The 24,747-nt window shown below is 74.1% G+C and carries 22 protein-coding genes; 7 read left to right on the top strand and 15 right to left on the bottom strand.

Translation table 11 applies throughout. The features are described 5' to 3' along the window. Positions 1-4: 4 nt before the first annotated feature. Both I8N68_RS07875 and I8N68_RS07870 read right to left on the bottom strand, forming a co-directional pair. Complete coding sequence (locus tag I8N68_RS07875; protein ID WP_200209184.1) at positions 5-1,852, bottom strand: DUF6311 domain-containing protein; 1,848 nt, start codon at positions 1,850-1,852, stop codon at positions 5-7. Then, on the bottom strand, positions 1,810-3,606 hold the full coding sequence (locus tag I8N68_RS07870) for a DUF6311 domain-containing protein (RefSeq protein ID WP_307812698.1): 1,797 nt from the start codon (positions 3,604-3,606) through the stop codon (positions 1,810-1,812). The genes I8N68_RS07875 and I8N68_RS07870 overlap by 43 nt, the downstream gene beginning before the upstream one ends. A gap of 243 nt (positions 3,607-3,849) precedes the next feature. Between I8N68_RS07870 and I8N68_RS07865 the strand changes: the two genes are divergently transcribed. Continuing rightward, positions 3,850-5,043 carry a hypothetical protein gene (locus I8N68_RS07865; RefSeq protein WP_200209182.1) on the top strand — a complete coding sequence of 398 codons (1,194 nt, stop codon included), beginning with the start codon at positions 3,850-3,852 and terminating at the stop codon, positions 5,041-5,043. 115 nt (positions 5,044-5,158) lie between these two features. Here the strand turns inward: I8N68_RS07865 and dxs are convergent, their stop codons facing one another. The 4 genes from dxs to I8N68_RS07845 form a co-directional block, all read right to left on the bottom strand. Beyond that, a complete protein-coding gene (gene dxs, locus I8N68_RS07860) occupies positions 5,159-7,108 on the bottom strand; it encodes a 1-deoxy-D-xylulose-5-phosphate synthase (protein WP_200209181.1) in 1,950 nt (649 codons plus the stop codon). A 96-nt stretch (positions 7,109-7,204) separates the two neighbouring features. Beyond that, positions 7,205-8,410, bottom strand: a complete 1,206-nt coding sequence (locus I8N68_RS07855) for an anhydro-N-acetylmuramic acid kinase (protein ID WP_200209180.1) — start codon at positions 8,408-8,410, stop codon at positions 7,205-7,207. 9 nt (positions 8,411-8,419) lie between these two features. Then, positions 8,420-9,700 carry a class I SAM-dependent RNA methyltransferase gene (locus tag I8N68_RS07850; RefSeq protein ID WP_307812680.1) on the bottom strand — a complete coding sequence of 427 codons (1,281 nt, stop codon included), beginning with the start codon at positions 9,698-9,700 and terminating at the stop codon, positions 8,420-8,422. Then, positions 9,697-11,766, bottom strand: coding sequence for an APC family permease (locus I8N68_RS07845; RefSeq protein ID WP_200209179.1), 2,070 nt, complete (start codon positions 11,764-11,766; stop codon positions 9,697-9,699). Before I8N68_RS07845 ends, I8N68_RS07850 begins: the two co-directional genes overlap by 4 nt. Before the next feature lie 159 nt (positions 11,767-11,925). Between I8N68_RS07845 and I8N68_RS07840 the strand changes: the two genes are divergently transcribed. Both I8N68_RS07840 and I8N68_RS07835 read left to right on the top strand, forming a co-directional pair. Next, positions 11,926-12,591 (top strand): potassium channel family protein, encoded by a 666-nt coding sequence (locus I8N68_RS07840; protein WP_200209178.1) that lies wholly within the window; start codon positions 11,926-11,928, stop codon positions 12,589-12,591. A gap of 2 nt (positions 12,592-12,593) precedes the next feature. Further along, positions 12,594-13,283, top strand: a complete 690-nt coding sequence (locus tag I8N68_RS07835) for a potassium channel family protein (protein ID WP_200209177.1) — start codon at positions 12,594-12,596, stop codon at positions 13,281-13,283. Positions 13,284-13,335: 52 nt separating this feature from the next. Here I8N68_RS07835 and I8N68_RS07830 read toward each other — a convergent pair whose 3' ends face one another. The 4 genes from I8N68_RS07830 to dut all read right to left on the bottom strand — a co-directional run bounded on the left by I8N68_RS07830 (position 13,336) and on the right by dut (position 15,828). Beyond that, positions 13,336-14,019, bottom strand: coding sequence for a DUF3159 domain-containing protein (locus I8N68_RS07830; protein ID WP_200209176.1), 684 nt, complete (start codon positions 14,017-14,019; stop codon positions 13,336-13,338). Next, positions 14,016-14,396, bottom strand: coding sequence for an OB-fold nucleic acid binding domain-containing protein (locus tag I8N68_RS07825; protein WP_200209175.1), 381 nt, complete (start codon positions 14,394-14,396; stop codon positions 14,016-14,018). The genes I8N68_RS07830 and I8N68_RS07825 overlap by 4 nt, the downstream gene beginning before the upstream one ends. A 216-nt stretch (positions 14,397-14,612) precedes the next feature. Beyond that, complete coding sequence (locus I8N68_RS07820) at positions 14,613-15,272, bottom strand: DUF3710 domain-containing protein (RefSeq protein ID WP_200209174.1); 660 nt, start codon at positions 15,270-15,272, stop codon at positions 14,613-14,615. A 25-nt stretch (positions 15,273-15,297) separates the two neighbouring features. Then, positions 15,298-15,828, bottom strand: coding sequence for a dUTP diphosphatase (gene dut, locus I8N68_RS07815; protein ID WP_200209173.1), 531 nt, complete (start codon positions 15,826-15,828; stop codon positions 15,298-15,300). Positions 15,829-15,919: 91 nt separating this feature from the next. Between dut and I8N68_RS07810 the strand changes: the two genes are divergently transcribed. Continuing rightward, entirely contained in the window at positions 15,920-16,417 is a 498-nt protein-coding gene (locus tag I8N68_RS07810; protein ID WP_200209309.1) for a DUF3093 domain-containing protein, read from the top strand. A 14-nt stretch (positions 16,418-16,431) separates the two neighbouring features. Here the strand turns inward: I8N68_RS07810 and I8N68_RS07805 are convergent, their stop codons facing one another. Both I8N68_RS07805 and I8N68_RS07800 read right to left on the bottom strand, forming a co-directional pair. Then, positions 16,432-17,169 carry a hypothetical protein gene (locus I8N68_RS07805; RefSeq protein ID WP_200209308.1) on the bottom strand — a complete coding sequence of 246 codons (738 nt, stop codon included), beginning with the start codon at positions 17,167-17,169 and terminating at the stop codon, positions 16,432-16,434. 278 nt (positions 17,170-17,447) lie between these two features. Beyond that, on the bottom strand, positions 17,448-17,744 hold the full coding sequence (locus I8N68_RS07800) for a DUF4193 domain-containing protein (protein WP_007075406.1): 297 nt from the start codon (positions 17,742-17,744) through the stop codon (positions 17,448-17,450). Between the two features lie 433 nt (positions 17,745-18,177). Between I8N68_RS07800 and I8N68_RS07795 the strand changes: the two genes are divergently transcribed. Next, positions 18,178-18,696 carry a LytR C-terminal domain-containing protein gene (locus I8N68_RS07795; protein WP_200209307.1) on the top strand — a complete coding sequence of 173 codons (519 nt, stop codon included), beginning with the start codon at positions 18,178-18,180 and terminating at the stop codon, positions 18,694-18,696. 158 nt (positions 18,697-18,854) lie between these two features. Here the strand turns inward: I8N68_RS07795 and I8N68_RS07790 are convergent, their stop codons facing one another. Further along, positions 18,855-19,676 (bottom strand): inositol monophosphatase family protein, encoded by an 822-nt coding sequence (locus tag I8N68_RS07790; RefSeq protein ID WP_200209172.1) that lies wholly within the window; start codon positions 19,674-19,676, stop codon positions 18,855-18,857. Positions 19,677-19,963: 287 nt separating this feature from the next. Here I8N68_RS07790 and I8N68_RS07785 point away from each other — a divergent pair, with 287 nt between their 5' ends. Both I8N68_RS07785 and I8N68_RS07780 read left to right on the top strand, forming a co-directional pair. Next, complete coding sequence (locus I8N68_RS07785) at positions 19,964-21,565, top strand: RNA polymerase sigma factor (protein WP_200209171.1); 1,602 nt, start codon at positions 19,964-19,966, stop codon at positions 21,563-21,565. 247 nt (positions 21,566-21,812) lie between these two features. Beyond that, positions 21,813-22,046 carry a DUF7455 domain-containing protein gene (locus I8N68_RS07780; RefSeq protein ID WP_200209170.1) on the top strand — a complete coding sequence of 78 codons (234 nt, stop codon included), beginning with the start codon at positions 21,813-21,815 and terminating at the stop codon, positions 22,044-22,046. 161 nt (positions 22,047-22,207) lie between these two features. Here I8N68_RS07780 and I8N68_RS07775 read toward each other — a convergent pair whose 3' ends face one another. Both I8N68_RS07775 and I8N68_RS07770 read right to left on the bottom strand, forming a co-directional pair. Next, entirely contained in the window at positions 22,208-23,941 is a 1,734-nt protein-coding gene (locus I8N68_RS07775; RefSeq protein WP_200209169.1) for a DEAD/DEAH box helicase, read from the bottom strand. A 151-nt stretch (positions 23,942-24,092) separates the two neighbouring features. Further along, entirely contained in the window at positions 24,093-24,719 is a 627-nt protein-coding gene (locus I8N68_RS07770) for a trimeric intracellular cation channel family protein (RefSeq protein ID WP_200209168.1), read from the bottom strand. Between the last annotated feature and the right edge of the window lie 28 nt (positions 24,720-24,747).

Below are 24,747 nucleotides of genomic sequence, written 5' to 3'. Positions count from 1 at the left end.
CGGGTCAGGGGACCAGGGGGCGGACGTCCCAGATGTGGGCGCCGGGCAGGTCCTGGCCGGGGCCGACGAGGGCGTCCACCGTGGCCCGGACCGGGTCGGCGGGCGACGAGCCGGCCTGGACCAGGACGGCGGCCCGCCAGTGGCGCAGGTCCACCACGGCCTGCCGGCGGTCCGCCTCGCCGATCGGCGGCACCTGACCGGTCTCCGCGGCCCGGCGCAGCAGCAGCGAGGTGGGGGTGTCCGGGGCACCCCAGTGCGCGGTCGGGTCGTCCGGGCCGGCCGGGCCGATGAAGAAGCCGCCCGGCGCGGTGAAGGCCAGGCCGGTCCGGGCCGACCAGAACGTCGCCGGGCTGACCGCCGCCCCGGTCACCGGCGGCACCGGCACCAGGGTCCGCCCCGGCGGCACGTATGCCCGCCAGCCGCCGTCGGCGACGAAGGCCGGCACCGGCCCGACGGGGACGGTACGGATCGGCGTCGGGGCGAGCGGCAGCAGCGCGGCGGCCACCGCCCCGGTCCAGCGCAGCCGTCGCGCCCGCCCGGCGGGGTGGTCGTCCGCCCGCTGGAGCGCGAGGGCGAGCAGCACCCCCAGCACCGGCACGCAGACTAGCGCGAACCGGGCCGGCACCACCAGGTCGAGCAGCGGTACGTCGCGCACCAGCCGGTACGGCCCGGGCAGCCCGGTCTCGTGCTGGGCGACCCGGATGGACGGGCCGAGGGAGAGCAGGGCGAAGAGCAGCCCGCAGCCGGCCAGCGCCCGGACCAGGGGCCGCCGCCACAGCCGGACCACCACCAGGACGGCGAGCAGCGGCAGGACCGGCCCGAAGAAGGAGTTCTGCTCGGTCGGGTTCGGTGACAGCAACCCGCCCGAGTGGTCGTCCCCGGCCACGGTCTGCCGGGCGGCGGCGGTGAACGAGGCCGCGTCGAGCCGGAAGCCCTGCGCGTAGAAGGGCATCCCGGAGTAGTGGCCGGGGCCGCGGAACTGGAACCACAGCGGGTACGCCAGCAGCACCCCGGCCACCAGCGCGCCGACGCCGAGCCGGCGGAGCAGCGCGGGGGCCTGCCGCCGCGCCGCCGCCGGATCGGCCAGCGCGTACGCGCCGGCGAACACCCCGGCGGCGAGGGCCAGGAAGACCAGCACCTCTTCACCCAGGAAGACCTGGTACGCCACCGCGAGCCCGAGCAGCACCCCGTCCCGGCGGACCCGGTCGCGGGCGGGCCGGAACACCAGCCCGAGGATCACCGGGACCAGGAACTGGGCGGCCATGTGCAGGTGCGCGCCGGCCTGCGAGACCATTCCCGGGGCGAAGCCGCAGCAGAGCCCGCCCACCGCCGCCGCGACCCGGGAACGGACCAGCCGGCGGGCGAGCAGGGCGTACCAGGCGGTGGCGGTGCCGGCCAGGCAGCAGACCACGGCCACCAGGAACGCCGGCTGGGAGCCGAACAGCAGGGTCACCGGGGCCAGCGGGACACCCAGCCCGAGCACCGAGGTGTTGGCCATCAGGTTGACCCCGTCCGGGGCGTTCAGGGCGGTGCTGTGCAGCGGGTTCTCCGCGCCGGCCACCGCCCGCGCCGCCCGGGCCAGCATCCACTCGAAGAGCATCTGGTCGCCGGCCTGGTGGAAGAGCCGCTCCGGGCGGCCCCACTGGCCGGCGGTGAGCAGCGCCGCCAGCCCCAGGTAGCCGGCGACCACCAGCACGTCGATCCGGCGCGGCCGGCGGCGGGACCGGCCCACCGGGGCGGCGGGCGGCGCGGCCGGGGCGCGGTCGGTGGGATCGGCGTCGGCCGGGGCGGCGGCCGGCGGCACGGCGGTCAGGCGGACCGCTCGTTCAGCGTCCGGACGTCCCACAACCACACGTCCAGCTCCTGCCGGCCGGGGCCGACCAGCTGCTCGACCGTACGCCGCAGCGGCTCGGCGTTCTGCTGGTCCAGCGGCAGCACCACGATGGCGGCCCACCAGTGCCGCAGCTCGTCCAGGCAGCGCCGGCGCTGCCGATCGTCCAGCTTCGGCGTGCGGCCGGTGGTGGCCACCTCCTCGAGCAGCTCACCGATGCCGCTCGGCCGCCCGCCGAACCGGCCCGGGTCGCCGGTCACCCCGTTGCGCGGGGCGAGGAAGTAGCCACCGGGAATCTTGAAATCCAGGTTGGTGCTGGCCGCCCAGCGCATCGCGTGGGTGTTGCCCATGCTGGGCGGCGGCACCGGCACCAGGGTCTGGTCCGGGCCGACGTATTCGCGCCAGCGGTCGGCGGTGATGAACCGCGGCACCGCCGGGCGGGTGGTGACCTGCAACGGCATCGGCGCGATCGGCAGCAGCGCGGCGACCAGGCCGGCGACGGCCAGCGTCCGCACGGTCCGCCGCTCGGCCGTCCGCAGCGACCAGGCCCGCTCCACCGCCAGCGCCAGCAGCACCCCGATCACCACGGTGGTGATCAGGCCGAACCGGGTGGGCACCACCGCGTCGAGCAGCGGCAGCCGGACCAGCAGCTCCCACGGGCCGGTGACCAGGTCCCGGTCCCACCAGGACACCCGCTCGCCGAGGGAGAGCACCGCGAAGCAGAGCCCGGTCACCGCGAGGGCCCGGACCACCACCTCGCGCCGCAGCCAGACCACGATGCCGACGGCCAGCAGCGACAGGGTCCAGCCGAAGAAGGCGTTCTCCTCCGAGTAGTTCGGGGCGAGGTTGACGTTGGCCCGCTCGTTCCCGCCGAGGGTGGCCGAGCCGGGGGCGAAGAACGCGGCGATGTCGTTGCCGTAGTCACGCACCGTGTCGCTGAGCCCGTGGTACGCCATCGGCCCGGCGAACTGCACCCAGAGCGGGTACGCCAGCAGCGCCCCGGCCAGCGCCGCACAGACCGCCAGCCCGGTGCCGAGCGGGCGCCACGCCGAGGCCCAGAGCGCCGGCCGCTGGGCGAGCCCGGCGGCCAGGAAGACGCCGCAGGCCAGCGCCGTGAAGAGCAGGATCTCCTCGTTGATGAACGCCTGTGCGGTGACGAGCAGGGCGAGCAGCGCGCCGTCGCGGACCGGCCGGGTGGACCGGGTCAGCACCAGCACCCGCCAGACGATGAACGGCAGCAGGAACTGGGAGATGATGTTGGGGTGCCAGTTGGCGTGCGCGAGCATCGCCGGCGAGAACCCGCAGAACCAGCCGCCCACGGCGGCGGCCAGCCGGGTCCGCACGACGTGCCGGGAGAGCACGTGGTACCAGGCGGCCGCAGTGCCGGCGAGGCCCAACGTGACCAGCGCCACGAAGGAGACGGCCGGTCCGAACAGGAGGGTGACCGGCACCATCGGGATGCCGAGGGCCAGGATGGCGGTGTTCGCCATCAGGTTGACCCCGTCGGGGTAGTTGAACTGTTCGGTGTAGAACGGGAACTCGCCGTGCAGCACCACCCGGACCGAGTGGGCGAGGAAGAACTGCACCTGCGCCGGGTCGCTGCTGTAGAGCGTGGCGACGCGTCCGGCCGGGTCGGCCCAGATCCGGCTGGTCACCCAGACCGCGGCGAGCAGGAAGGCGCCGTGCACCGCGAGGTCCTGCCGGCGCGGCGTCCACCGCCAGCGCCGCCGCGCGGCCGGGCGGCCGGGCTCTCGGTCGGGGTCGGCGTCGCTGATCCGGCCGGCGTCGGTGACGCGCGGGGAGCCGGTCGGGGCGTCGGCGTCCGGTGGGGAGTCGACACGGGTCTCGGCAGACGTCACAGTCGGCGGAGTCTACCGGAGCGGGTAAACGGCACGAAACGCACCGCACCGTCCTGAGTGGTGCCCGGACCGGGGCGAGGCGGGCGCGGAACACCGACCGGACATCTCGTACCATGTGGCTTCGAAAACACGACCGGCGACGCGATCGGGGGCGTACAGGTGGCTTCAGTCCGCCGGCGCGGCACGACGGCCATCGCACTGCTCACGCTGCTGCTGACCGCGACCGCCTGCGGCCCGGTCGCCGACCGGCGGGCGACGACCCTGCCGGTCGGCTACGACAGCCTGGACGGGTCCCTCGCGGTCTGGCCGGCGCGCGGCAGCCTGGCCGGCGACGCGGCGGCGGCGGCGGCGGTCACCGCGGCGGTCCGCGACTGGCGCTCCCCGATCGACGACCGGGCGCACCTGCCGTCGTCCGGCATCCTCTGGTCCGGCGAGGTGGGCGGGACACCGCTGGCCCTGGTCGCCGCGGACGTGCCCGGCGAGGGCGCCTCCTGGCTGCTCCAGCTCACCCGCGCGGGCGACCGCTACGTGGTCGGCCACGCCACCGAGTACACCGACCCCGGCTACCTGGTCTACTCCGACGTGCTGCCGGTCCAGGTCCCGGACGGCCGGCGCTACCTCGTCTCCGCCCGGGTCGAGCGGCTGCTCGGCCCGGACGGCCGGGCGCTGCCCACCGCCGACGGCCTCACCGGGCCGGTCGCCGTGCCGGCCTGCCGGGCGGTGGCGCTGACCGCGACGCTGCGGCCCACCCGGTCGCTGCCGCGCGGCCGGGCCGCGGACCGCCTGCTCGATCTGGGTACGGCCACCGCCGACCCCCGGTACCCGCTGATCCGGGACGAGACCGGCTCCGGCCGGCGGGCCCTGACCGGCCTGGACACCTGCGTGCTGGCCGGCGAGCGGGGCCCGTTCGGCAGCATCCCGCGCCGGATCGGCGACCGGAACGCGACCCGTTCCGCACCCGAGTCCTGGCCGATGGCGCGGCTCGCCGTCCGCTCACTCGGGGAGGTCGCCCTCGCCGGCGTCGAGCCGGCCGAGCTGGAGCAGCTGACCTGGGAGAGCGCCACCGGCACGATGACCGCGGTGGTCTACCGCCCGGCCGACGGCGGGCCCCCGGTGGTCTCCCCCGCCGACCGGGCCACCACCCTCCAGGCGTACCTGCTGCCGGTGCCGGGGCAGTCGCTGGCGGTGCTGAGCTGGCGGGCCACCCGGGACGCGTCGTTCGCGGCGCCGCCGGGCACCATGCGGCTGGTGGACCGGCCGGGGCTGGTGGTGCTGCCGCAGCCGGCCACGAAGCAGACGTTCAGCCTGGCCGGCACCGAGAAGACCTGGTACCGGTCGGTCGGCGGCCGCTGACGTCGTTGCCGTGGTGGGCTTCGAGGCCGGCTCACCCGCTCCGGGCGGTCAGGCTTGATCCCTTGATGGCAGCGGGGTGACCCGGACCAACAGGGTCACCCCGCTGCGCGGGGCGTCAGTTCTTGGCGGCGGCCTCGTCGGCCTGGACCGTCTCGCCGGACTGGTCGTCCAGGCCGGAGATCCAGCCGGTCACGTCCCGGGCCACGTCCTGCGCGGTCAGGCCGAGATCGGCGAGGATCTGGGCGCGGGTGCCGTGCGGGTGCCAGTCGGCCGGTACGCCCAGGTCGCGCAGCGGCACCCGGACGTCGGCGTCCCGCATCGCCTGGGCCAGGGCGGCGCCGACGCCGCCGACCCGGACGCCGTCCTCGACGCTGACCACGAGCCGGTGCCCGGCGGCCAGTTCGACCAGCTCGGCCGGGACCGGGCGGACCCAGCGCGGGTCGACCACGGTGACCCCGTAGCCCTGCTCGGCGACCCGGGCGGCGACCTCCATGCCCAGCTGTCCGAAGGAGCCGACGGCGACCAGCAGCACGTCGGTACGCGCCGACTCGGCGAGCACGTCGACCGTGCCGACCCGGCGCACGGCCGGCAGGTCGGCGGCCACGGTGCCGGTCGGGAAGCGGACGATGGTGGGGCCGTCGTCCACGGCGACCGCCTCACGCAGCTCCTCGCGGAGGCTGCCGGCGTCCCGGGGCGCGGCGATCCGCAGGCCCGGCACCACCCCGAAGACCGACATGTCCCAGATGCCGTAGTGGCTGGGCCCGTCCGGGCCGGTGATGCCGGCCCGGTCCAGCACGAAGGTCACCGGCAGCTTGTGCATCGCCACGTCCAGCAGGACCTGGTCGAAGGCGCGGTTGAGGAAGGTGGCGTAGACCGCCACCACCGGGTGCAGGCCGCCCATCGCCAGGCCGGCCGCCGAGGTGACGGCGTGCTGCTCGGCGATGCCGACGTCGTACACCCGGTGCTGGTGCTTGCGGGCCAGGGTGGCGATGCCGGTCGGCTCGGCCATCGCGGCGGTGATGCCCACCACGTCGGGACGCTCGTCAGCGATCTTGACCAGCTCGTCGGCGAAGACGTGGGTCCACTTCACTGACGGCGCGGCGACCAGCTGGCCGGTCTCGACGTCGAACGCACCGCCCGGGCCGTGCAGGCAGTCCGCCTCGTCCTCCTCGGCCGGGCGGTAGCCGTAGCCCTTGCGGGTGACCGCGTGCACGATCACCGGGCCGCCGAAGTTCTTCGCGGCGCGCAGCGCCGACTCGACCGCGGTGATGTCGTGGCCGTCGACCGGGCCGACGTACTTGATGCCGAGGTCCTCGAACATGGCCTGCGGGGCGACCGCGTCCTTGATGCCCTTCTTGACCGCGTGCAGCACCTCGTACATCGGCCTGCCGACCAGCGGGGTGGAGCCGAGGGCGTCCTTGACGGTGTCGAGGACCTTCTCGTAGCCGGGGTTGAGCCGCAGCGAGGAGAGGTGGTCGGCGAGACCACCGATGGTCGGCGAGTACGAGCGGCCGTTGTCGTTGACCACTATCACCAGCGGGTTGCCGGCGGTGGCGATGTTGTTCAGCGCCTCCCAGCACATGCCGCCGGTCAGCGCGCCGTCGCCGACCATGGCGACCACGCTGCGCTGCTCGCCGCGCAGGGCGTACGCCTTGGCCAGCCCGTCGGCGTACGACAGGGCGGTGGAGGCGTGCGAGTTCTCGATCAGATCGTGCTCGCTCTCGGCCTGGCTGGGGTAGCCGGAGAGGCCACCGCGCTGGCGGAGCTTGTCGAAGCCGTCCTGCCGGCCGGTGACGATCTTGTGTACGTAGGCCTGGTGGCCGGTGTCGAACAGGAGCCGGTCGCGGGGCGAGTCGAAGACCCGGTGCATGGCCAGAGTGATCTCTACCACACCGAGGTTGGGCCCGATGTGCCCGCCGGTGCGGGAGACCTTGGCGATCAGGAAGTCACGGATCTCGGCGGCGAGGATGTCCAGCTGCTCGGCGGTCATCCGCTTCACGTCCTGCGGACCACGGACGGTGCCCAGCAGTCGACCGTGGTTGGCCGTGCCCTCTTCAACACTCATGACGGAAGAGTCTATCGGCCACCCGACAACTCGCAGCGCGGCCCGCGATCATCGCAGGTGGGGACCGGTATGCCGGGTTCAGTCCCGCCTGGTGGGTCAGGCGGTGACCACCAGCCGGCGCGGCGGCGTCGGCGGAACCACGCCGTGCGCCGGCCCGGCCGGGGTCCAGGAACCCAGCACGGCGGCCCGCCGCGCCCCGGTCACCGACGGGATCGCCCCGGGCAGGCCGTGCCAGGAGAGCCAGCCGAGCAGGGCGAACGCGTACGCCTCCTTGGCCTGCGCGGGAACGCCCAGCTCATCGGTGGTGCGCAGCCGCCAGCGGCCGTCCCCGAGGGCGGCGAGCCGACCCCGGAGTGTGGGATTGCGCACACCTCCGCCGGCCGCGACGACCTCGGTCACCCCGAACCGGTCGCACTCGGCCGCCACCGCACGGGCGGTCAGCTCGGTCAGCGTGGCCAGTACGTCGTCGGCGGCCACCGGGGCGCCGAGCGCGGCGAGCATGCCGTCGAGATAACCGGCGTGGAACAGCTCCTTGCCGGTCGACTTGGGCGGTGGCGCGGCGTAGTAGGGCTCGGCGAGCAGCAGTTCCAGCAGCTCGGGGTGCACCCGCCCGGCCGCCGCGCGGGCGCCGTCGAGGTCACAGGGACGGCCGAGGAAGCGGCGGGCGGCCGCGTCCAGCAGCGCGTTGGCCGGGCCGACGTCGTACCCGAGCACGGGCGCCCCGGGCGCGACCACGGTGAGGTTGGCGATGCCGCCGAGGTTGAGCGCGGCCCGCGGGCCGACGGCAGGCCCGCTGCGGCGCTGCTCGTCTCCGCCGCCGTCGGGGCCACCAGGGTCGAGCAGCAGCGCGTCGAAGGCCGGCACCAGGGGCGCGCCCTGCCCGCCGGCCGCGATGTCCGCCGACCGCAGGTCGGACAGCACCGGTACGCCCACCCGGGCGGCCACCCGGGCCGGCGCGCCGAGTTGCAGGGTGCCCCGGGCGCGACCCGCCTCGACCCAGTGGAAAACCGTCTGCCCCGGGGAGACCACGGCGTCGACCCGACCCCCGGCCAGCTCCACGCCGACCGCCGCCGCCTCGGCGAAGACCTCGCCGAGCCGGTTGTCGAGCCGGCAGACCGCCTCGATCGTGGTGCCGCCCGGCGGCAGCAGCGCGCCGATCTCGGCCCGCAGCCCGTCGTCGTAGTCGAGGCTGGCGGTGCCGAGCGGCCGCAGCCGCAGCGTGTCCCCGTCCCGGCTGAACTCGGCCGCGGCCACGTCCACCCCGTCGTACGACGTCCCCGACATCAGCCCGACGATCTTCATCGGGCCAGGCTAGCGGGAGGGGGGTGGCAGGAGCAGGCCGACCAGTTCCACGTGCTGGGTCATCGGGAACAGGTCGAAGCCACGCAGCGCGGCCAGCCGCCAGCCCAGGCCGGTGAAGGTACGCACGTCCCGGGCGAAGGCGGCGGGATCGCAGGCCACGTAGGCCACCGCGCGCGGACGGGCGGCCACCACGTCACGCACCACCGGGGCGCCGGCGCCGGAGCGCGGCGGGTCCAGCACCACCAGGTCGACCGGGCCGGTGACCCGGCGGCGGGCCAGCGCGGTCTCTACCCGGGCCGCCACCACCTCCACCCGGGGTAGGTCGGCCAGGTTCTCCCGGGCCGCGCTCACGCCCTGCTCCGACGACTCGACCAGGGTGACCCGGGCGTCGCCGACCCGAGAGGCGAGGGCCGCGGCGAAGAGCCCGGCGCCGCCGTACAGGTCCCAGGCGGACTCGCCGGGCTGCGGGTCGAGCAGGTCGAGGACCGCCGCCACCAGGGTGTCCGCCGCGGCCGGGTGCACCTGCCAGAAGCCGGACGCGGGCAGCGACCAGTCCCGCCCGGCGGCCACCTCGCGGACCACGGCCGGTCCGCTGACCGGAGTCGGCACCCCCTCGGCGATCGCCACGACGCTGACGTCGCCGCCGGTGGAGGCGACCGTCTCGACGGCGTCCGCGTCCGGCCAGCGCGCCCCGCTGGCGGCGAGCACCGGCAGCTCCTGGATGGCCGGGTGGGCGATCAGGCAGCGGTCGATCGGCACCACCTCGTGCGAGCGATGCTTGAGCAGCCCGGCCCGGCCGGCGGCGTCGACCGCGTACCGGACCCGGGACCGCCAGCCCAGCGACCCGCCGGGCAGCGCCTCGACCCGCACGCCGAGCCCGTCGATCTCGGCCTCGGTGAGGCCACCCAGCCGGGTGAGCTGCTCGCGCACCACGGCGGTCTTCCAGTCGAGCTGCGCCTGCGGCGCCACGTGCTGGAGGTCGCAGCCCCCGCAGCGGCCCGGCTTCGCGTACGGGCAGGGCGGCTCGACCCGGTCCGGTGCGGCGTCGAGGATCTCCACCGCGTCGGCCCGGGCGAACCCCCGGTGCAGCTCGGTCACCTCGGCCACCACCCGCTCGCCGGGCAGCGCGTGCCGGACGAAGACCACCTGGCCGTCGAACCGGGCCACGCAGTGCCCGCCCGGGGCGACCGCGTCGACGGTCAGCTCGACCCGCTCGGCCTCCTCCAGCCCGCGCCGCTCCGCGGCCGCCGCGTCGGCGTCCACGCCACGGCGCCCGGCCCCGGCCGTCACGCGCGATTCCCCGCGGACGGGCCGGACTCGCCGGGCGGCGCGGGGACCACCGGCGGAACGGTCGGCGGCAGGGTGCTGCGCGGGGCCACCCGCGGCCCGCGCGCCGGGCCGCGGCTGAGCGTGGCGTCCAGCCGGTCCAGGTTCTTGCTGGCGGTCGAGGCGAGCTGCCACGGCACGCTGGTCACCATCACGCCCGGCTCGAAGAGCAGCCGCCCCTTGAGCCGCAGCGCGCTCTGGTTGTGCAGCAGGTTCTCCCACCAGCGGCCGACCACGTACTCGGGGATGAAGACCGTGACCACGTCGCGCGGCGACTCCCGGCGGACGGAGGCCACGAAGTTGAGGATCGGCCGGGTGATCTCCCGGTACGGCGAGTCGACCACGGTCAGCGGCACGGGCAGCTCCCGCCGCTCCCACTCCTCCTGGAGCTGGCGGGTGTCCTTCTCGTCCACGTTCACCGTCACCGCGGTGAGCGTGTCCGGCCGGGTCGCCCGGGCGTACGCGATGGCCCGCAGGGTCGGCTGGTGCACCTTGCTGACCAGCACGATGGCGTGGTTGCGGGCGGGCAGCACACCGCGGGCCTCGGTCGGCTCCAGCTCGGCGGCGACCCGGTCGTAGTGCCGGCGGATGGCCAGCATCAGCAGGTAGATCACCGCCATCGCGACGATCGCGATCCACGCGCCGAGCACGAACTTGGTGATCAGCACGATCACCAGCACGATGCCGGTCATGGCCATGCCGAACCCGTTGATCGCCCGGGAGCGGATCATGCGGCCGCGTTCCGCCGGGTCCCGCTCGGTCCGCAGGTGCCGGTTCCAGTGCCGGATCATGCCGGCCTGCGACAGGGTGAACGAGACGAACACCCCGACGATGTAGAGCTGGATCAGCCGGGTGACCTCGGCCTGGAAGCCGACGATCAGCACGATCGCGAAGGCCGCGAGGAAGACGATGCCGTTGGAGAAGGCCAGCCGGTCGCCCCGGGTGTGGAACTGTCGGGGCAGGTAGCGGTCCTGGGCCAGGATCGAGCCGAGCACCGGGAAACCGCTGAAGGCGGTGTTCGCGGCCAGGAAGAGGATCAGCGCGGTCATTCCCGCGACGACGAAGAGCAGCGCCGAACCGGAACCGAAGACCGTCTCGCCGAGCTGGGTGGTGACGGTCTTCTGCACGTACCCGTCGGGCCCGGAGACGATCTGCGACGGGTCCTCGACGAACTGGAGGCCGGTGAGCTGGGACAGCCAGATGATGCCGACCAGCATGCTGACCGCGATGGTGCCGAGCAGCAGCAGGGTGGTGGCCGCGTTGCGGCTCTTCGGCGCCTTGAACGCCGGCACCCCGTTGGAGATGGCCTCCACGCCGGTGAGCGCGGCGCAGCCGGAGGAGAAGGTGCGCAGCAGCAGGAAGACCAGGGCGAAGCCGGCCACGCTGTGCTCGGCCTGGATCTCCAGCCCGGCGCTGGGGGCGCGCAGGTCGTGGCCGAGCACGAAGATCCGGATCAGCCCGGTGAGGATCATCCCGACCATCACGATGATGAAGCCGTAGGTGGGGATCGCGAAGGCGGTCCCCGACTCGCGTAGGCCGCGCAGGTTGACCGCGGTCAGCACCACCACCGCGGACACCGCGATCAGCACCTTGTGGGTGGCCACGAAGGGCACCACCGAGCCGAGGTTGGCCACGCCCGAGGAAACCGACACGGCCACCGTGAGCACGTAGTCGACCAGCAGCGCGCTGCCCACCGCCAGGCCCGCGCGCGGCCCGAGGTTGACCGTGGCCACCTCGTAGTCGCCGCCGCCGGAGGGGTAGGCGTGCACGTTCTGCCGGTAGCTCGCCACCACGGTGAGCATCACCACGACCACCGCGAGCGCGATCCACGGCGAGAAGAAGAACGCCGATGCGCCGGCGATGGAGAGGGTCAGCAGGATCTCGTCGGGCGCGTACGCGACGCTGGACAGGGCGTCGGACGCGAACACCGGCAGCGCGATGCGCTTGGGCAGGAGGGTGTGCTGGAGCCGGTCGGACCGGAACGGTCGACCGACGAGGAGTCGCTTCAGCAGCGAGGTGGGACTGGCCACAAGCGCTAAGGGTACGACCACCCCGCGCCGTTCGTCTGGGGTGCCTGATCAACCGCACGGGCAGCCGCGCGGTACGGTCGGTCCCCCGCCGGCGGCGGGGACGTGGCAGGCTCGCAGACGACGGGCCCACCGGGGAGCACCGTGGGAGGAGCGGACACCGTGCATGTCGTGATCATGGGCTGCGGTCGGGTCGGGTCGACCCTCGCCCACAGCCTGGAGTCCCGGGGGCACTCGGTGGCGGTGATCGACCAGGACGCGGACGCCTTCCGCCGCCTCGGCCCCGACTTCGCCGGCATCACCGTGACCGGGGCCGGCTTCGACGGCGAGGTGCTGCGGCAGGCCGGCATCGAACGGGCGGACGCCTTCGCGGCGGTCTCCAGCGGCGACAACTCCAACATCATCTCGGCCCGGCTGGCCCGGGAGACCTTCGGCGTGTCCCGGGTGGCCGCCCGCATCTACGACCAGCGCCGCGCCCAGGTGTACGAGCGGCTCGGCATCCCCACCGTGGCCACCGTCCGGTGGACCGCCGACCGGATGCTGCGGCACCTGGTCCCCGAGGGGAACGTGGAGATCTTCCGGGACCCGACCAGCACGGTGTCGATCGTCGAGGTGCCGGTGCACAAGTACTGGATCGGCCGGTCGCTGCGCCAGCTCGAGGAGTCCGCCGGGGCCCGCGTGGCGTACCTGATCCGGTTCGGGATCGGCATGCTGCCCACCGCCTCCACCGTGGTGCAGGAGGGTGACCAGGTCTTCATGCTGGTCACCGACGACATCATGGCCCCGGTCACGTCGGCGGCGGCGACGCCGCCGGAAGGAGGGCAGTGAGCATGCGCATCGCCATCGCCGGCGCCGGCAACGTCGGCCGGTCGATCGCCCAGGAGCTGATCGACAACGGCCACCAGGTGATGCTGATCGAGCGGCAGCCCAAGATGCTCCGCCCGGACCGGGTGCCGGCCGCCGACTGGGTGCTCGCCGACGCCTGCGAGCTGGCCAGCCTGGAGGAGGCCAACGTCGCCGGCTGCGACGTGGTGGTCGCCGCCACCGGTGACGACAAGGTCAATCTGGTGGTCTCGCTGCTGGCCAAGACCGAGTTCGCGGTGCCCCGGGTGGTGGCCCGGGTCAACCGCGCCGAGAACGAGTGGCTCTTCACCGAGCAGTGGGGCGTCGACGTCGCGGTGAGCAAGCCGCGGGTGATGGCCGCCCTGGTCGAGGAGGCGGTCACCGTCGGCGACCTGGTCCGGCTGATGACCTTCCGGCAGGGCGAGGCGAACCTGGTCGAGATCACCCTGCCGCCCACCGCGCCCTACGTCGGCCAGCCGATCCACGCGGTGCCGATCCCCCGGGACGCCGCCCTGGTGGCGATCCTGCGCGGCAAGCGGGTGCTGGTGCCGAGCCCGGACGACCCGATCGAGGCGGGCGACGAGCTGATCTTCGTGTGCACCGCGCAGGTGGAGGACGAGGTCCGCGCGGTGATCCTCGGCCCGGACAGCGTCGAGCGCACCCGCGGCGGGGGCTGAGACCCGACGGGCACGCACCGCCGGCCGCCTCGGGGACGGCCGGCAGGGGTGCTCAGGCGCCGGGCAGCGGCTCCGGGGCGGTGTCCCGGGTCACCCGGCGCACCGCCCAGACGGTGATGAGCAGCAGCAGCGCGTACGGCGGGTAGCCCAGCGCCAGCCGGGCCACGCCCAGCGCGGTGTCCTGGTGGGCCAGGTAGAGCCCGGCCTGCACGCCGACCTTGGCCAGCCACACCACGCCCCAGAGCACGGTGAGCTGGGTGAAGGTGCGCACCAGGCGCGGGTCGTCCCGCCACTCCGCACGCCCCTTGGCGACCAGCACCGACCAGATCCAGCCCACCAGGGGCTGCCGGACGGCCGCCGAGCCCAGCAGGGCGAGGCCGTAGCCGATGCCGTAGAAGATGCCGGGGAGGTAGAAGTCCCGCTCCTCGCCGGTGCGCCAGGCGATGGCCGCGCCGACCGCGATGCCGAACAGCCCGTTGACCGCGTGCCGGACGGGCCGGCGCTGGGCCAGCCGCAGCCCGGCGATGAGCAGCGCCACCGCCACCGACGCGACCACGGCGGGGCGCAGCTCGCCCACCACGTTGGCGAGCACGAAGACCACCACGGGGATGCTCGACTCGACCAGGCCGCGCCAGCCGCCGAGCTGGTCGGCCATCTGCTCGGCGAGGCTGGGCAGCCGCTCGTCACCCGGCGGCCCGGTCTCCGGCTCGGTGGTCCGGTGCTGTCCGGTCGTCACTTCGGCGACTCCAGCTCGTAGTACGGGTTGTAGATCACCTTGCGGTCGTCCCGTACGGCCACCCGGCCCCGGGCGGTGAGGTGCCGGCCCGGCTCGATGCCGGCGATGTGCCGGCGACCCAGCCAGACCAGGGTGACCACGTCGCTGCCGTCGTAGAGGTCCGCCTCCAGCGTGGGCAGGTTCGTCCGGGGCGTGTAGACCACCGTGCGGAGCCGCCCGGCGACCGAGACCACCTGGCCCCGGCAGCACTGCCGGGCCGGGGTGCCGCCGGACTCGGCGCTCTCCCGGCGCAGCTCCTGCGCCTCGATCTCGGCCTCGCTCGCGGTGAGCCGTTGCAGGATGCGCCGCAGCGACACCCGGCTCTCGTCGGTCGTCATGACCTCCGCGTCACCTCTCCACGCTGGCCGGTCCGCGCCGGCGCTGGCCCGGCCCCGGAATGCCGGAACCGTCCCGCCAGCGTACGCCGATCCGGCCGCCGGGCGGACCCGGCGTCCACGGCGGCACCTGCCCGGCGTACGGCACCGGCGGCCGGCACGCGCCGGGCCCGGCACCGTCGGTGGGAGCCGACGGGTCCGGGCCCGGCGTGGAACGCCTCAGGCCTCGCGCTGGCCCGGCGCGGGGTTCTCCTGGCTGGCCTGCTCGGCCATCTCGCGGGGCAGCCGCAGCGGCAGCGGCTCGCGCACCGGCTTCGCCTCCTGCCCGCGGTCGACCACCAGGCCGTCCAGGCAGATCGCCAGCGGGCCGGCCGCGTCCGGGTCGGTGGCGGCGGCGCCCTGGTACACGCCGCGGACCATCCAGCGCGGCCCGTCGATGCCGACGAAGCGCAGGTCGGTCAGGCCGTCCGGGGTGCGGACCCGGGCGTGCAGCTCGGTGCCGTACTCCCCCTCGACCTCGCGGGCGGCGGCGCCGTCGTTGAACAGCGACTGCCGGATCTCCTCGCGCACCTCGTCCCAGATGCCCTCGGAGCGGGGCGCCGCGAAGACACCGAGCTGGAGGGCGTTCTCCCCGTACACCAGCACGACCTGCTGGATCACGCCCTGCGGGTCGGCCTGCACCCGGACCTCGACCTCGGGGACCGCCGGGATCTGCAGGCTGCCCAGGTCCAGCCGGGGCATGTCCGGCGCCTCGGAGACGTCGTACGGACCCCGGGACGGCACCGGGCTCTCCTCGACCTCCTGGGAGTCGAGGACCTCGGCGGCCCGCTCGTCACGCGCGTGCCGCGCGCCACCGGCCCGCTTTCGGGAGAAGATCACTGCGCCCACCCTCCGCTGTTCGCACTCACCCTGCCACCTCTTCCGTCCGCCCGCCCGCGTGCTCCGGCGATTCCCGCCCGCCGTCGCCGGCCGGGGCCGGGACCAGCCCGGCGTGTCCGCCGGTCGAGCCGTGCCCACCGGCGCCGCGCCGGGACGCGGGCAGCTCCGCCACCGGCTGGAATTCGGCCCGCGCCACCCGCTGGACGACGAGCTGCGCAATCCGGTCGCCACGGCTGATCTTCGCGGGCACGTCCCGATCATGATTGATCAGGTTGACCAGGATCTCACCCCGGTAGCCGGCGTCGACCGTACCGGGCGCGTTCAGCACCGTCACGCCGAGCCTGGCCGCCAGCCCCGATCGGGGATGGACCAGCCCCACGTACCCCTCGGGGAGGGCGAGCGCCACCCCGGTGGGGACCAGGGCCCGCCCGCCGGGCGGCAGCTCGACGTCCGCGGCGGCCACCAGGTCCGCGCCGGCGTCGCCGGGATGGGCGTACGCCGGCAGCGGCAGGTCCGGGTCGAGCTGCCGTACGGGCACGGGTACGACGTCTGTCACGGTGTTCCTCTTCCGTCCGGTCCTCGCGGGGTGACCCTGCCATCCTGCCGGGTGGCGGCCCCGTCGTGCGCCGTACCCTCGGACTGTGAGCCTGTCGCCATCCTCGTCGCCCGCCAAGGCCCCGGCGCCGCCGGTCTCCCCGGCGTACGCCGAGCGGCTCGGCCTGCCCTGGTGGTACTGGCTGGCCGGGCTGGGCCTGACCGGGCTGTTCGCCGCCGAGCTCTGGTTGGGCGCCGACGGGTGGCGGTCCTGGGTGCCGTTCACGCTGCTGCTGCCGGCGACGGTGGCCGCCCTGTGGTGGCTCGGCCGGATCCGGGTCGCCGTGGTCGACGGCGAGCTGCGGGTGGACGACGCCCGCCTGCCGGTGCGCTTCGTCGCCGACGCGATCCCGCTGGACGCCGCCGGTCGCCGCGAGGTGCTCGGCGTCGGCTCCGACCCGCTCGCCTTCGTGGTGCAGCGGCCCTGGGTGGGCGGCGCGGTCCAGGTGGTGCTGGACGACCCGGCGGATCCGACCCCGTTCTGGGTGGTCAGCTCCCGGCGCCCGGTCGAGCTGGCCGCGGCGATCATGGCGGTCCGCGACGCCGGTTGAGCCGGCTGCGCGGCTCAGGGCAGCGCGGGCCGCGAGCCGGGCAGGTCCCGCCCCTTGCGGCGCAGGTCCCGGCGGAGCTGGTCGGCCAGGTTCCGGGTGGACCGCCGGTTGAGGTAGCTGGCCACCGCCGCGCCGGTGAGGAACGGGCCGAGGGTGGTCAGGTTGCGCCCGAAGCGCCTGAGCAGGCTGTCCCGCAGCTCCTTGCGGGCGGTGGTGCCGAGTACCGCGCTCACCCCGACGCCGGGCATCAGCGGGTTGATCCCCCGCTGGCTGGCCCAGGAGTGCATCAGCGCCACGGCACGCTGGGTGCCGCCGGTGGGCAGCGCCATGCCGTACACCTCGTGCAGTTCGCCGATCAACTTCAGTTCGATCGCCACCACGGTGACCGTCTCGGCGGCGAGCAGCACCGGCGCGGAGAGCAGCGTCGGGGTGACCGCCCACTCGACGGCGGCGACCCCGCCGCCGGCCGCGCCCACCCCGGCGGTGGCCCGGGCGGCGTTGCGGACCAGCCGGTCGGCCAGTTCCTCGTCGTCGAGGCCGGGAAAATGCCGGCGCAGAGTGGCCAGGTCACGGATCGGCACGTGCGGCGCGACCTCGGCGACGGTGTCCGCCATCCAGCGGACCGCGGCCTTCGGCTTGAACAGGTCGCCGAGCCCCCGGGCACGCGCCTGCCCGACCAGACGGGTCAGCAGCTGCCGCCGCCGGGCGGGCGCGAGGTCGTCCGCGGTGAGCGCCGCGACGGTCGCGCCCAGCTGGTCGGCGTCGCCGCCCGCCGTGGCGGCCGCGTCAGCCGGCGTGGACGGTGGGCCGGCGCCCCCCGCCGCGTGGTCCCGCTCGGCACGCACACCCGTGCCGTCGGCGTCGGGCCCGCTGGTCCGTTCGCTGCGCTCGCTCACCCGTCCGACCTCCCGCATCCCCGCCGGCTGGAAACCGCCTGATCCGAGTCAAGCAGCTTCCCGCCGCCGGCGCACGGCGGCTCGAACAGCGGCGGCCCCGTCGAGAGGGCCGCCGCCGGTGACACGTGTCGGGGTCAGACGCACTCGCGGCAGATCAGTTCGCCGTTGCGCTCGACCGCCAGCTGGCTGCGGTGGTGGACCAGGAAGCAGCGAGCGCACCGGAACTCGTCCTGTTGCATCGGCAGAACCTTGACCGTGAGCTCCTCGTCGGCCAGATCGGCGCCGGGCAACTCGAAGCTCTCGGCCACCTCGGCCTCGTCGACGTCCACGGCGCCCGACTGTGAGTCGACCCGCCGGGCCTTGAGCTCCTCGAGGCTGTCCTCGCCGAGGTCGACCTCGTCGCGACGCGGGGCGTCGTAGTCGGTGGCCATCGGTTTCACTCTCCAATATCGATATGGTCGCTTCCGGTTGTAACGCCGGACGACGCTGTTTCGGTTCCGCTGGCCGGCCACCATCTGTGTCGGTCACCCGACCCGACGACCGGTGCGCCGAGTCCGCCAGGGAAACTCCCCCGGCGAAGCGCGGAACCTTACCCCCCCTTTGGGCGAGGCATGTATACCGCCCTCGCGGGAGAGATGTACGCCCTTGCGCCCGAAGTTGTTCCCAATGTGACTCAGGCGACACGAAGATAGGGGTAGTAGTACCCGGTTCCCGGGTGGCGCGCCGGCATGTCGGACTGTTTCCACGCGACGGCCGGACAACCGTTAACCTCAGCGGCGTACTCGACGGCCGGCGGGGCGGCCCGACCGCCAACGGCCGCCGCCACCCATATGTCCGGGGAGCGCCCTGATGAGTTTTGCGCGAGTGCGGGCACTCGTTGTCGTCGGTCTGCTGGCGGTCGTCGCGCTGGTCTTCGTCGTCGTCGCCGTGGTACGCGACAGCCAGGGCGGGGTGGCCTCCGCGGAGAGCTGCCCCGACGGCTGGCCGCTGGCCGACGTCACCCTGCGCGAGCCGAAGGACGTGAAGGTCAACGTCTACAACGCCACCGACGAGACGGGCCTGGCCGGCAGCGTGGCGGACGACTTCCGCTACCGGAAGTTCCAGGTCAAGAAGGTGGACGACGCGAAGAAGCGGGTCGACGACGTCGCGGTGCTGCGCTTCGGGCCGAAGGGCGTCGGCTCCGCTCACCTGCTGCGGGCCTACTTCCTGAACAACGCCAAGCAGGAGTACGACGCGAAGCGCAAGGACGACACGGTCGACGTGGTCCTGGGCAACGGCTTCCAGCAGCTGGCCACCACCACCGAGGTCAACCAGTCCCTCGGCGACCTGGGCTCCCCGGAGGCACCCCCCGGCTCCTGCCCGATGCCGGTCGACGACAAGTAGCCCCACCGCACTCACCCCGACCAGCGCGGCGCCCCCACCGGCACGAAGCCGCACCCTCGGCGCCCGGCCCAGGGCCGGGCGCCGTTCCCTGTCCGCCTCGGCCCCCCCGGCCAGGGGGCCTGCCAGAGCGGTGGAGGGCCCAGCCGGATCAGGGACGGTCAGGGGCCGCCGGAGGCGTCCAGGGCGGCGAGCCGGGTGTGCAGCGGCATGAACAGCGCCGGCGGCGCGGCGATGACCAGGTCGGGGCCGGCGGGTCGGCCGTTCAACCCGGTCACCCGCAGCCCCGCCTCGCTGGCGACCAGCCCGCCGGCCGCCAGGTCCCAGGCGGCCAGTCCCTTCTCGTAGTAGGCGTCCACGCGGCCCTCGGCGGCCAGGCAGAGGTCCAGCGCCGCGGCACCCATCCGGCGGATGTCCCGGATGTGCGGGATCAGTTCGGCGACCACCCGGGCCTGGTGCGCCCGCCGGCCGGCGTCGTAGCCGAACCCGGTGGCGACCAGCGCCTGGCCCAGGTCCGTCTCGGTGGAGCAGCGCAGCCGCTCGCCGTCCCGCCAGGCGCCGCCGCCCGCGGTGGCGGTCCACTCCTCGCCGGTGGCCACGTTGCGGACCACCCCGGCTACCACGGTGCCGGCCACCTCGGCGGCCAGCGAGACCGCGCAGTACGGCAGCCCGTACAGGTAGTTCACCGTGCCGTCGATCGGGTCGACGATCCAGCGCACCCCGCCCGCGTCGACCGGCCCGGTCTCCCCCGCGCCGTACTCCTCGCCGAGCACCGCGTCGTCCGGGCGGAGCCGCCGCAGGGCATCCAGCACCTGCCGCTCCACCGCCCGGTCGGCGGCGGTGACCACGTCGGTGGCGGTGCTCTTGGTCGCCGCGACCGAGACCCCCTCGGCCCGCATCCGGTGGGCGGTGGCGGCCGCGTCCCGGGCGACGTCGATAGCGATCTCCAGCAGTTCCTGCTTCGGCGGCGCCGAGCGGATCATGATTGGTCCCCTTCCCGTACGACCCGGGACTCCCGGGTCGCGCGCGGGTATCATCCTTACAAAGTCCACATCTGCGCCCAATCGGCGGTCCGTGTCACCTGTCCGCCGTGCGGCGCGGGATGATCGCGGCAGACGGCGTTACAATTCACCCTGCCCACGCGCCACGGACCGCCAGCGACCGGCCGGCCCGGGACACGGGGGTCCCTCAACGACATCGCCCGGCACGGCGTTCCGTGCTGTGCCGGACGACCCGGCCGTGCTCGCTCTTCGCCTCCGGAAGGTCATTCGTGACAGAACCCCGCCAGAACGGCGCCGACGTTCGCTCGCTCACCGACACCCTGATCGCCCATGCGCAGAGCGCCGGCGGCCAGCTCACGTCGGCCCAGCTCGCGCGCACTGTCGAGTCCGCTGAGGTGACCCCGGCCCAGGCCAAGAAGATCCTGCGCGCGCTCTCCGAGGCGGGCGTGACGGTGGTCGTGGACGGCTCCGCCAGCACCCGCCGTCGGGTGGCCGCCGCCCGCTCGGCCACGCCGGCGTCCCGGGCCACCACCGCCAAGACCACCAAGAAGGCCGCCGCGCCCGCCCCGAAGCAGGCGCCCGCCGCCGACGAGGCCCCGGCCCCCGCCCCGCGGAAGGCGACCGCGCGCAAGGCCACCGGCACCACCGCCGAGGGAGCCGCCGCGCCGTCCAAGGCCACCAAGACGACCCGGGCCACCAAGGCGACCGTGGCCGCGAAGACCGCCGCGGTGAAGCCGGCCAAGGGCGGCACCAAGGCCGAGGGCGCCGAGGGCGACATCGACCCGGAGGAGCTCGCCGCCGCGATCGAGGACGTGGTGGTCGAGGAGCCGGCCGAGCTGACCCAGGCCGCCGAGACCGACGCCGCCGCCTCCGCCACGGACAACGACTTCGAGTGGGACGACGAGGAGTCCGAGGCGCTCAAGCAGGCGCGCCGGGACGCCGAGCTGACCGCCTCCGCCGACTCCGTGCGGGCGTACCTCAAGCAGATCGGCAAGGTGCCGCTGCTCAACGCCGAGCAGGAGGTCGAGCTCGCCAAGCGGATCGAGGCCGGCCTGTACGCCGCCGAGCGGCTGCGCGCCGCCGAGGAGGGCGAGGAGAAGCTCACCCGGGACATGCAGCGCGACCTGCTGTGGATCTCCCGCGACGGCGAGCGCGCCAAGAACCACCTGCTGGAGGCGAACCTCCGACTGGTCGTTTCGCTGGCCAAGCGGTACACGGGTCGCGGCATGGCGTTCCTGGACCTGATCCAGGAAGGCAACCTCGGCCTGATCCGCGCCGTCGAGAAGTTCGACTACACCAAGGGCTACAAGTTCTCCACCTACGCCACCTGGTGGATCCGCCAGGCCATCACCCGCGCCATGGCCGACCAGGCTCGCACCATCCGCATCCCGGTGCACATGGTCGAGGTGATCAACAAGCTTGGCCGGATCCAGCGCGAGCTGCTCCAGGACCTGGGCCGTGAGCCCACCCCGGAGGAGCTGGCCAAGGAGATGGACATCACACCGGAGAAGGTGCTGGAGATCCAGCAGTACGCCCGGGAGCCCATCTCGCTCGACCAGACCATCGGTGACGAGGGCGACAGCCAGCTCGGCGACTTCATCGAGGACTCGGAGGCCGTGGTCGCGGTCGACGCGGTGTCGTTCTCGCTGCTGCAGGATCAGCTCCAGCAGGTGCTGCAGACGCTCTCCGAGCGTGAGGCGGGCGTGGTACGCCTGCGCTTCGGCCTGACCGACGGCCAGCCGCGTACCCTGGACGAGATCGGCCAGGTGTACGGCGTGACCCGGGAGCGCATCCGGCAGATCGAATCCAAGACCATGTCCAAGTTGCGGCACCCGTCGCGCTCCCAGGTGCTCCGCGACTACCTGGACTGACCCGTTCCCGTCAACTAGACGTGTCACTTTGATCACCAGCCGTACAACACTCGATGGTGATCGGTCGGTTGCCTGTTTGTGATCGTTGACGTGGCACCCTTGGTGCACGGCACACTGTCTCCACGCCAGGTGTGACCTCGGTCCCCCGCGGGCACACAGGGAAGGCAGGGCCCGAGAAGGGTGTTGCACGATAGGTGAGCAACGACCGAAGAGAGTGTTCATCGGTGACGACCAGAGGAGGAAGGCGATGACCGCGACCCTCACGCCGCCGCCCGAGACGGTGGCTCCCCTAGCCGCCGATGAACGGTGCGACCGCTGCAATGCTGCCGGCAAGCTCCGGATCACTCTGGCGGGTGGGAGCGAGCTGGTGTTCTGTGGGCACCACGCGAACAAGTACGCGGAGGATCTCGTGAAGATCACCGTGCGGTACGCGACGGACCCCGAGTTCAGCTGGCGTGGCGCCGATCTGATGGCGAACTGAAACCGCATAGAACAACCACGACATAGCCGGCCGGAGGCCCCTACGGGGAGCCTCCGGCCGGCTTTCGTGTACCCCACGCACCCGCGCCAAGCTGCGCACACTCGCCCGGAGAGCGTGAACCCGCCGCCCCTTGACCCCTGGGGCGGGCGGTGGGGTGTGGGTCAGAGGGTCTGAACGGTGGCGATGCGCTCTTCGAGCTGTTCGATGGTGGCCTGGGCGCTCGGCGGGCCGCCGCAGAGGCGGCGCAGCTCGGCGTGGATCTTGCCGTGCGGCTGGCCGGTGCGGTGGTGGCGGGCGGCCACCAGGGCGTTCAGCTGGCGCCGCAGGGCCACCCGGCGCTGGGCGGCGTTCATCGGTGGCGGGGCCGCCGCGGGGCTCTCAGCGGCCGGCTCAGCGGTCCGGGTGGCCGACCGCCGGCGCTGGGCGGCGAGCTGCTCGGCCTGGCGCCTGGTGAGCAGCAGGGAGACCTGGTCCGCGGTGAGCAGCCCGGGGAGGCCGAGGTACTCCTCCTCCTCCGGCGTGCCGGCCTGGGCCGCGGTCCCGAACGACGCCCCGTCGAAGATCACCTGGTCCAGCTCGGCGGTGGCGGAGAGTGCCGCGAAGCGCTTCTCCAGCTCGCCGCTGGCCTGGTCGTCCCGCTGCGCCCGCTCCAGCAGGTCGTCGTCGAACCCGTCGGAGTCCTTCGGCTTGCCCAGCACGTGGTCCCGCTCGGCCTCCATCTCGCTGGCCAGCCCGAGCAGGTGCGGCACGCTGGGCAGGAAGACCGAGGCGGTCTCCCCCGGCCGGCGGGCCCGGACGAACCGGCCGATGGCCTGGGCGAAGTAGAGCGGGGTGCTGGCGCTGGTGGCGTAGACGCCGACCGCCAGCCGGGGGATGTCGACACCCTCGGAGACCATCCGCACCGCGACCAGCCAGCGCTGCTCGGACGCCGCGAACGTCGCGATCCGCGCGGACGCGCCCTGGTCGTCGGAGAGCACCACCGTGGCCTTCTCGCCGGTCAACTGCTCGATCAGCTTGGCGTACGAGCGGGCGGTCTGCTGGTCGCTGGCGATGATCAGGCCGCCCGCGTCGGCCATCCCGGCGTTGCGCAGCACGGTCAGCCGGGCGTCGGCCGCCCGCAGCACCTGCGGCATCCAGTCGCCGGCCGGGTCGAGCGCGGTACGCCAGGCCTGGGCGACCAGGTCCTGCGTCATCGGCTCGCCCAGCCGGGCCGCCAGCTCCTCACCGGCGTTGGTACGCCACCGGGTCTCCCCGGAGTACGCCAGGAAGAGCACCGGCCGGACCACGTTGTCGCGCAGCGCGTCGGCGTAGCCGTAGACCGAGTCGGCGCGGGAGCGCAGCAGCCCGTCGCCGCCCCGCTCGTAGCTGACGAACGGGATCGGGTTGTCGTCGGAGCGGAACGGCGTACCGGTGAGCATCAGCCGGCGGACCGCGGGCTCGAAGGCGGCCTTGACCCCGTCGCCCCAGGATCGGGAGTCGCCGGCGTGGTGGATCTCGTCGAGGATGACCAGGGTCCGCCGGGTCATGGTGCGCCGCCGGTGCACCTGTGGCGCCATGCCGACCTGGGCGTACGTGACCACCGCGCCGTGGAAGTCGGCGGACGAGTGCAGGTCGGCGTTGCGGAACGCCGCATCGAGCTGGATGCCGACCCGGGCGGCCGAGGTGGCCCACTGGGTCTTCAGGTGCTCGGTCGGGGCGACCACGGTGACCGCCTCGACGGTGCCGTCGGCGAGCAGTTCGGCGGCGATCCGCAGGGCGAAGGTCGTCTTACCGGCGCCCGGGGTGGCGACCGCGGTGAAGTCCTCGGTCCGGCGGCGCAGGTACTCCACCAGCGCCCTGCGTTGCCAGGCACGCAGGGGCGGGAACGTCTCGAGCGCCGGCGTCCGGGCTGCCACGCGAAGGCTCCTCTCCGACCGCACCGATGGCGGACCCGGGCCGAGGGCCACGGTACCGCCGCCCATGAAAACGCCTCCGCGCAGAAGATGCCGCGAAGGCCGACTCAGCATAACCAGCGGGGCCCGTCCGCCCCACTCGACGCCACGCTGGTCACATCTGCACCCCCCGCCCGGGCACCGGGGCGGACCACCGCCGGCGCAGCGAGATCAGCCGCAGCGCGAAGACGAAGACGGCCGCCGCGGTGAGCGGTGCCGTCGTCGCATGCCCGTACGTCGAGAGCAGGGCCACCACGATCGACCCGGCGAGCGCCGCCACCGCGTAGATCTCGCGGCGCAGCACCACCGGGATCTCACCGGTGAGCAGGTCCCGGCCGAGCCCGCCGCCGATCGCGGTGAGCATGCCGATCATGCAGGCCCCGACCGCCGGCACGTGGACGTCCAGCGCCTTGAGCGTGCCGGTGACGGTGAACAGCGCCAGACCCGCCGCGTCCAGCACCAGGACGGTGGTGCGCAGCCGGGCGAGCTGCGGGTGGAACCGGAAGACGGCGGCGGCGGTGACCGCCGCGGTGACCGCGTACCGCCAGTCGGCGAAGGCCAGCGGCGGCACCTCGTCGATCACCAGGTCGCGGAAGATCCCGCCGCCGAGTGCGGCGACGACGCCGACGAAGACCACGCCGAAGAGGTCCAGCCGCTTCGCGACCGCCGCGGAGGCCCCCGAGGCGGCGAAGACGGCCACCCCGGTCAGGTCGGCGAAGAGCAGGGCGGTGGAGGTGGTCACCGCCGCAGGTTACGTGGGCGGCCGGGAC

Origin of the sequence: Micromonospora coerulea (genome assembly GCF_016598485.1) — a bacterium.
Lineage (GTDB): Bacteria > Actinomycetota > Actinomycetes > Mycobacteriales > Micromonosporaceae > Micromonospora > Micromonospora coerulea.
Note: the sequence above shows the minus strand (reverse complement) of the source record. Positions and strands in the feature narration are given on the sequence as shown.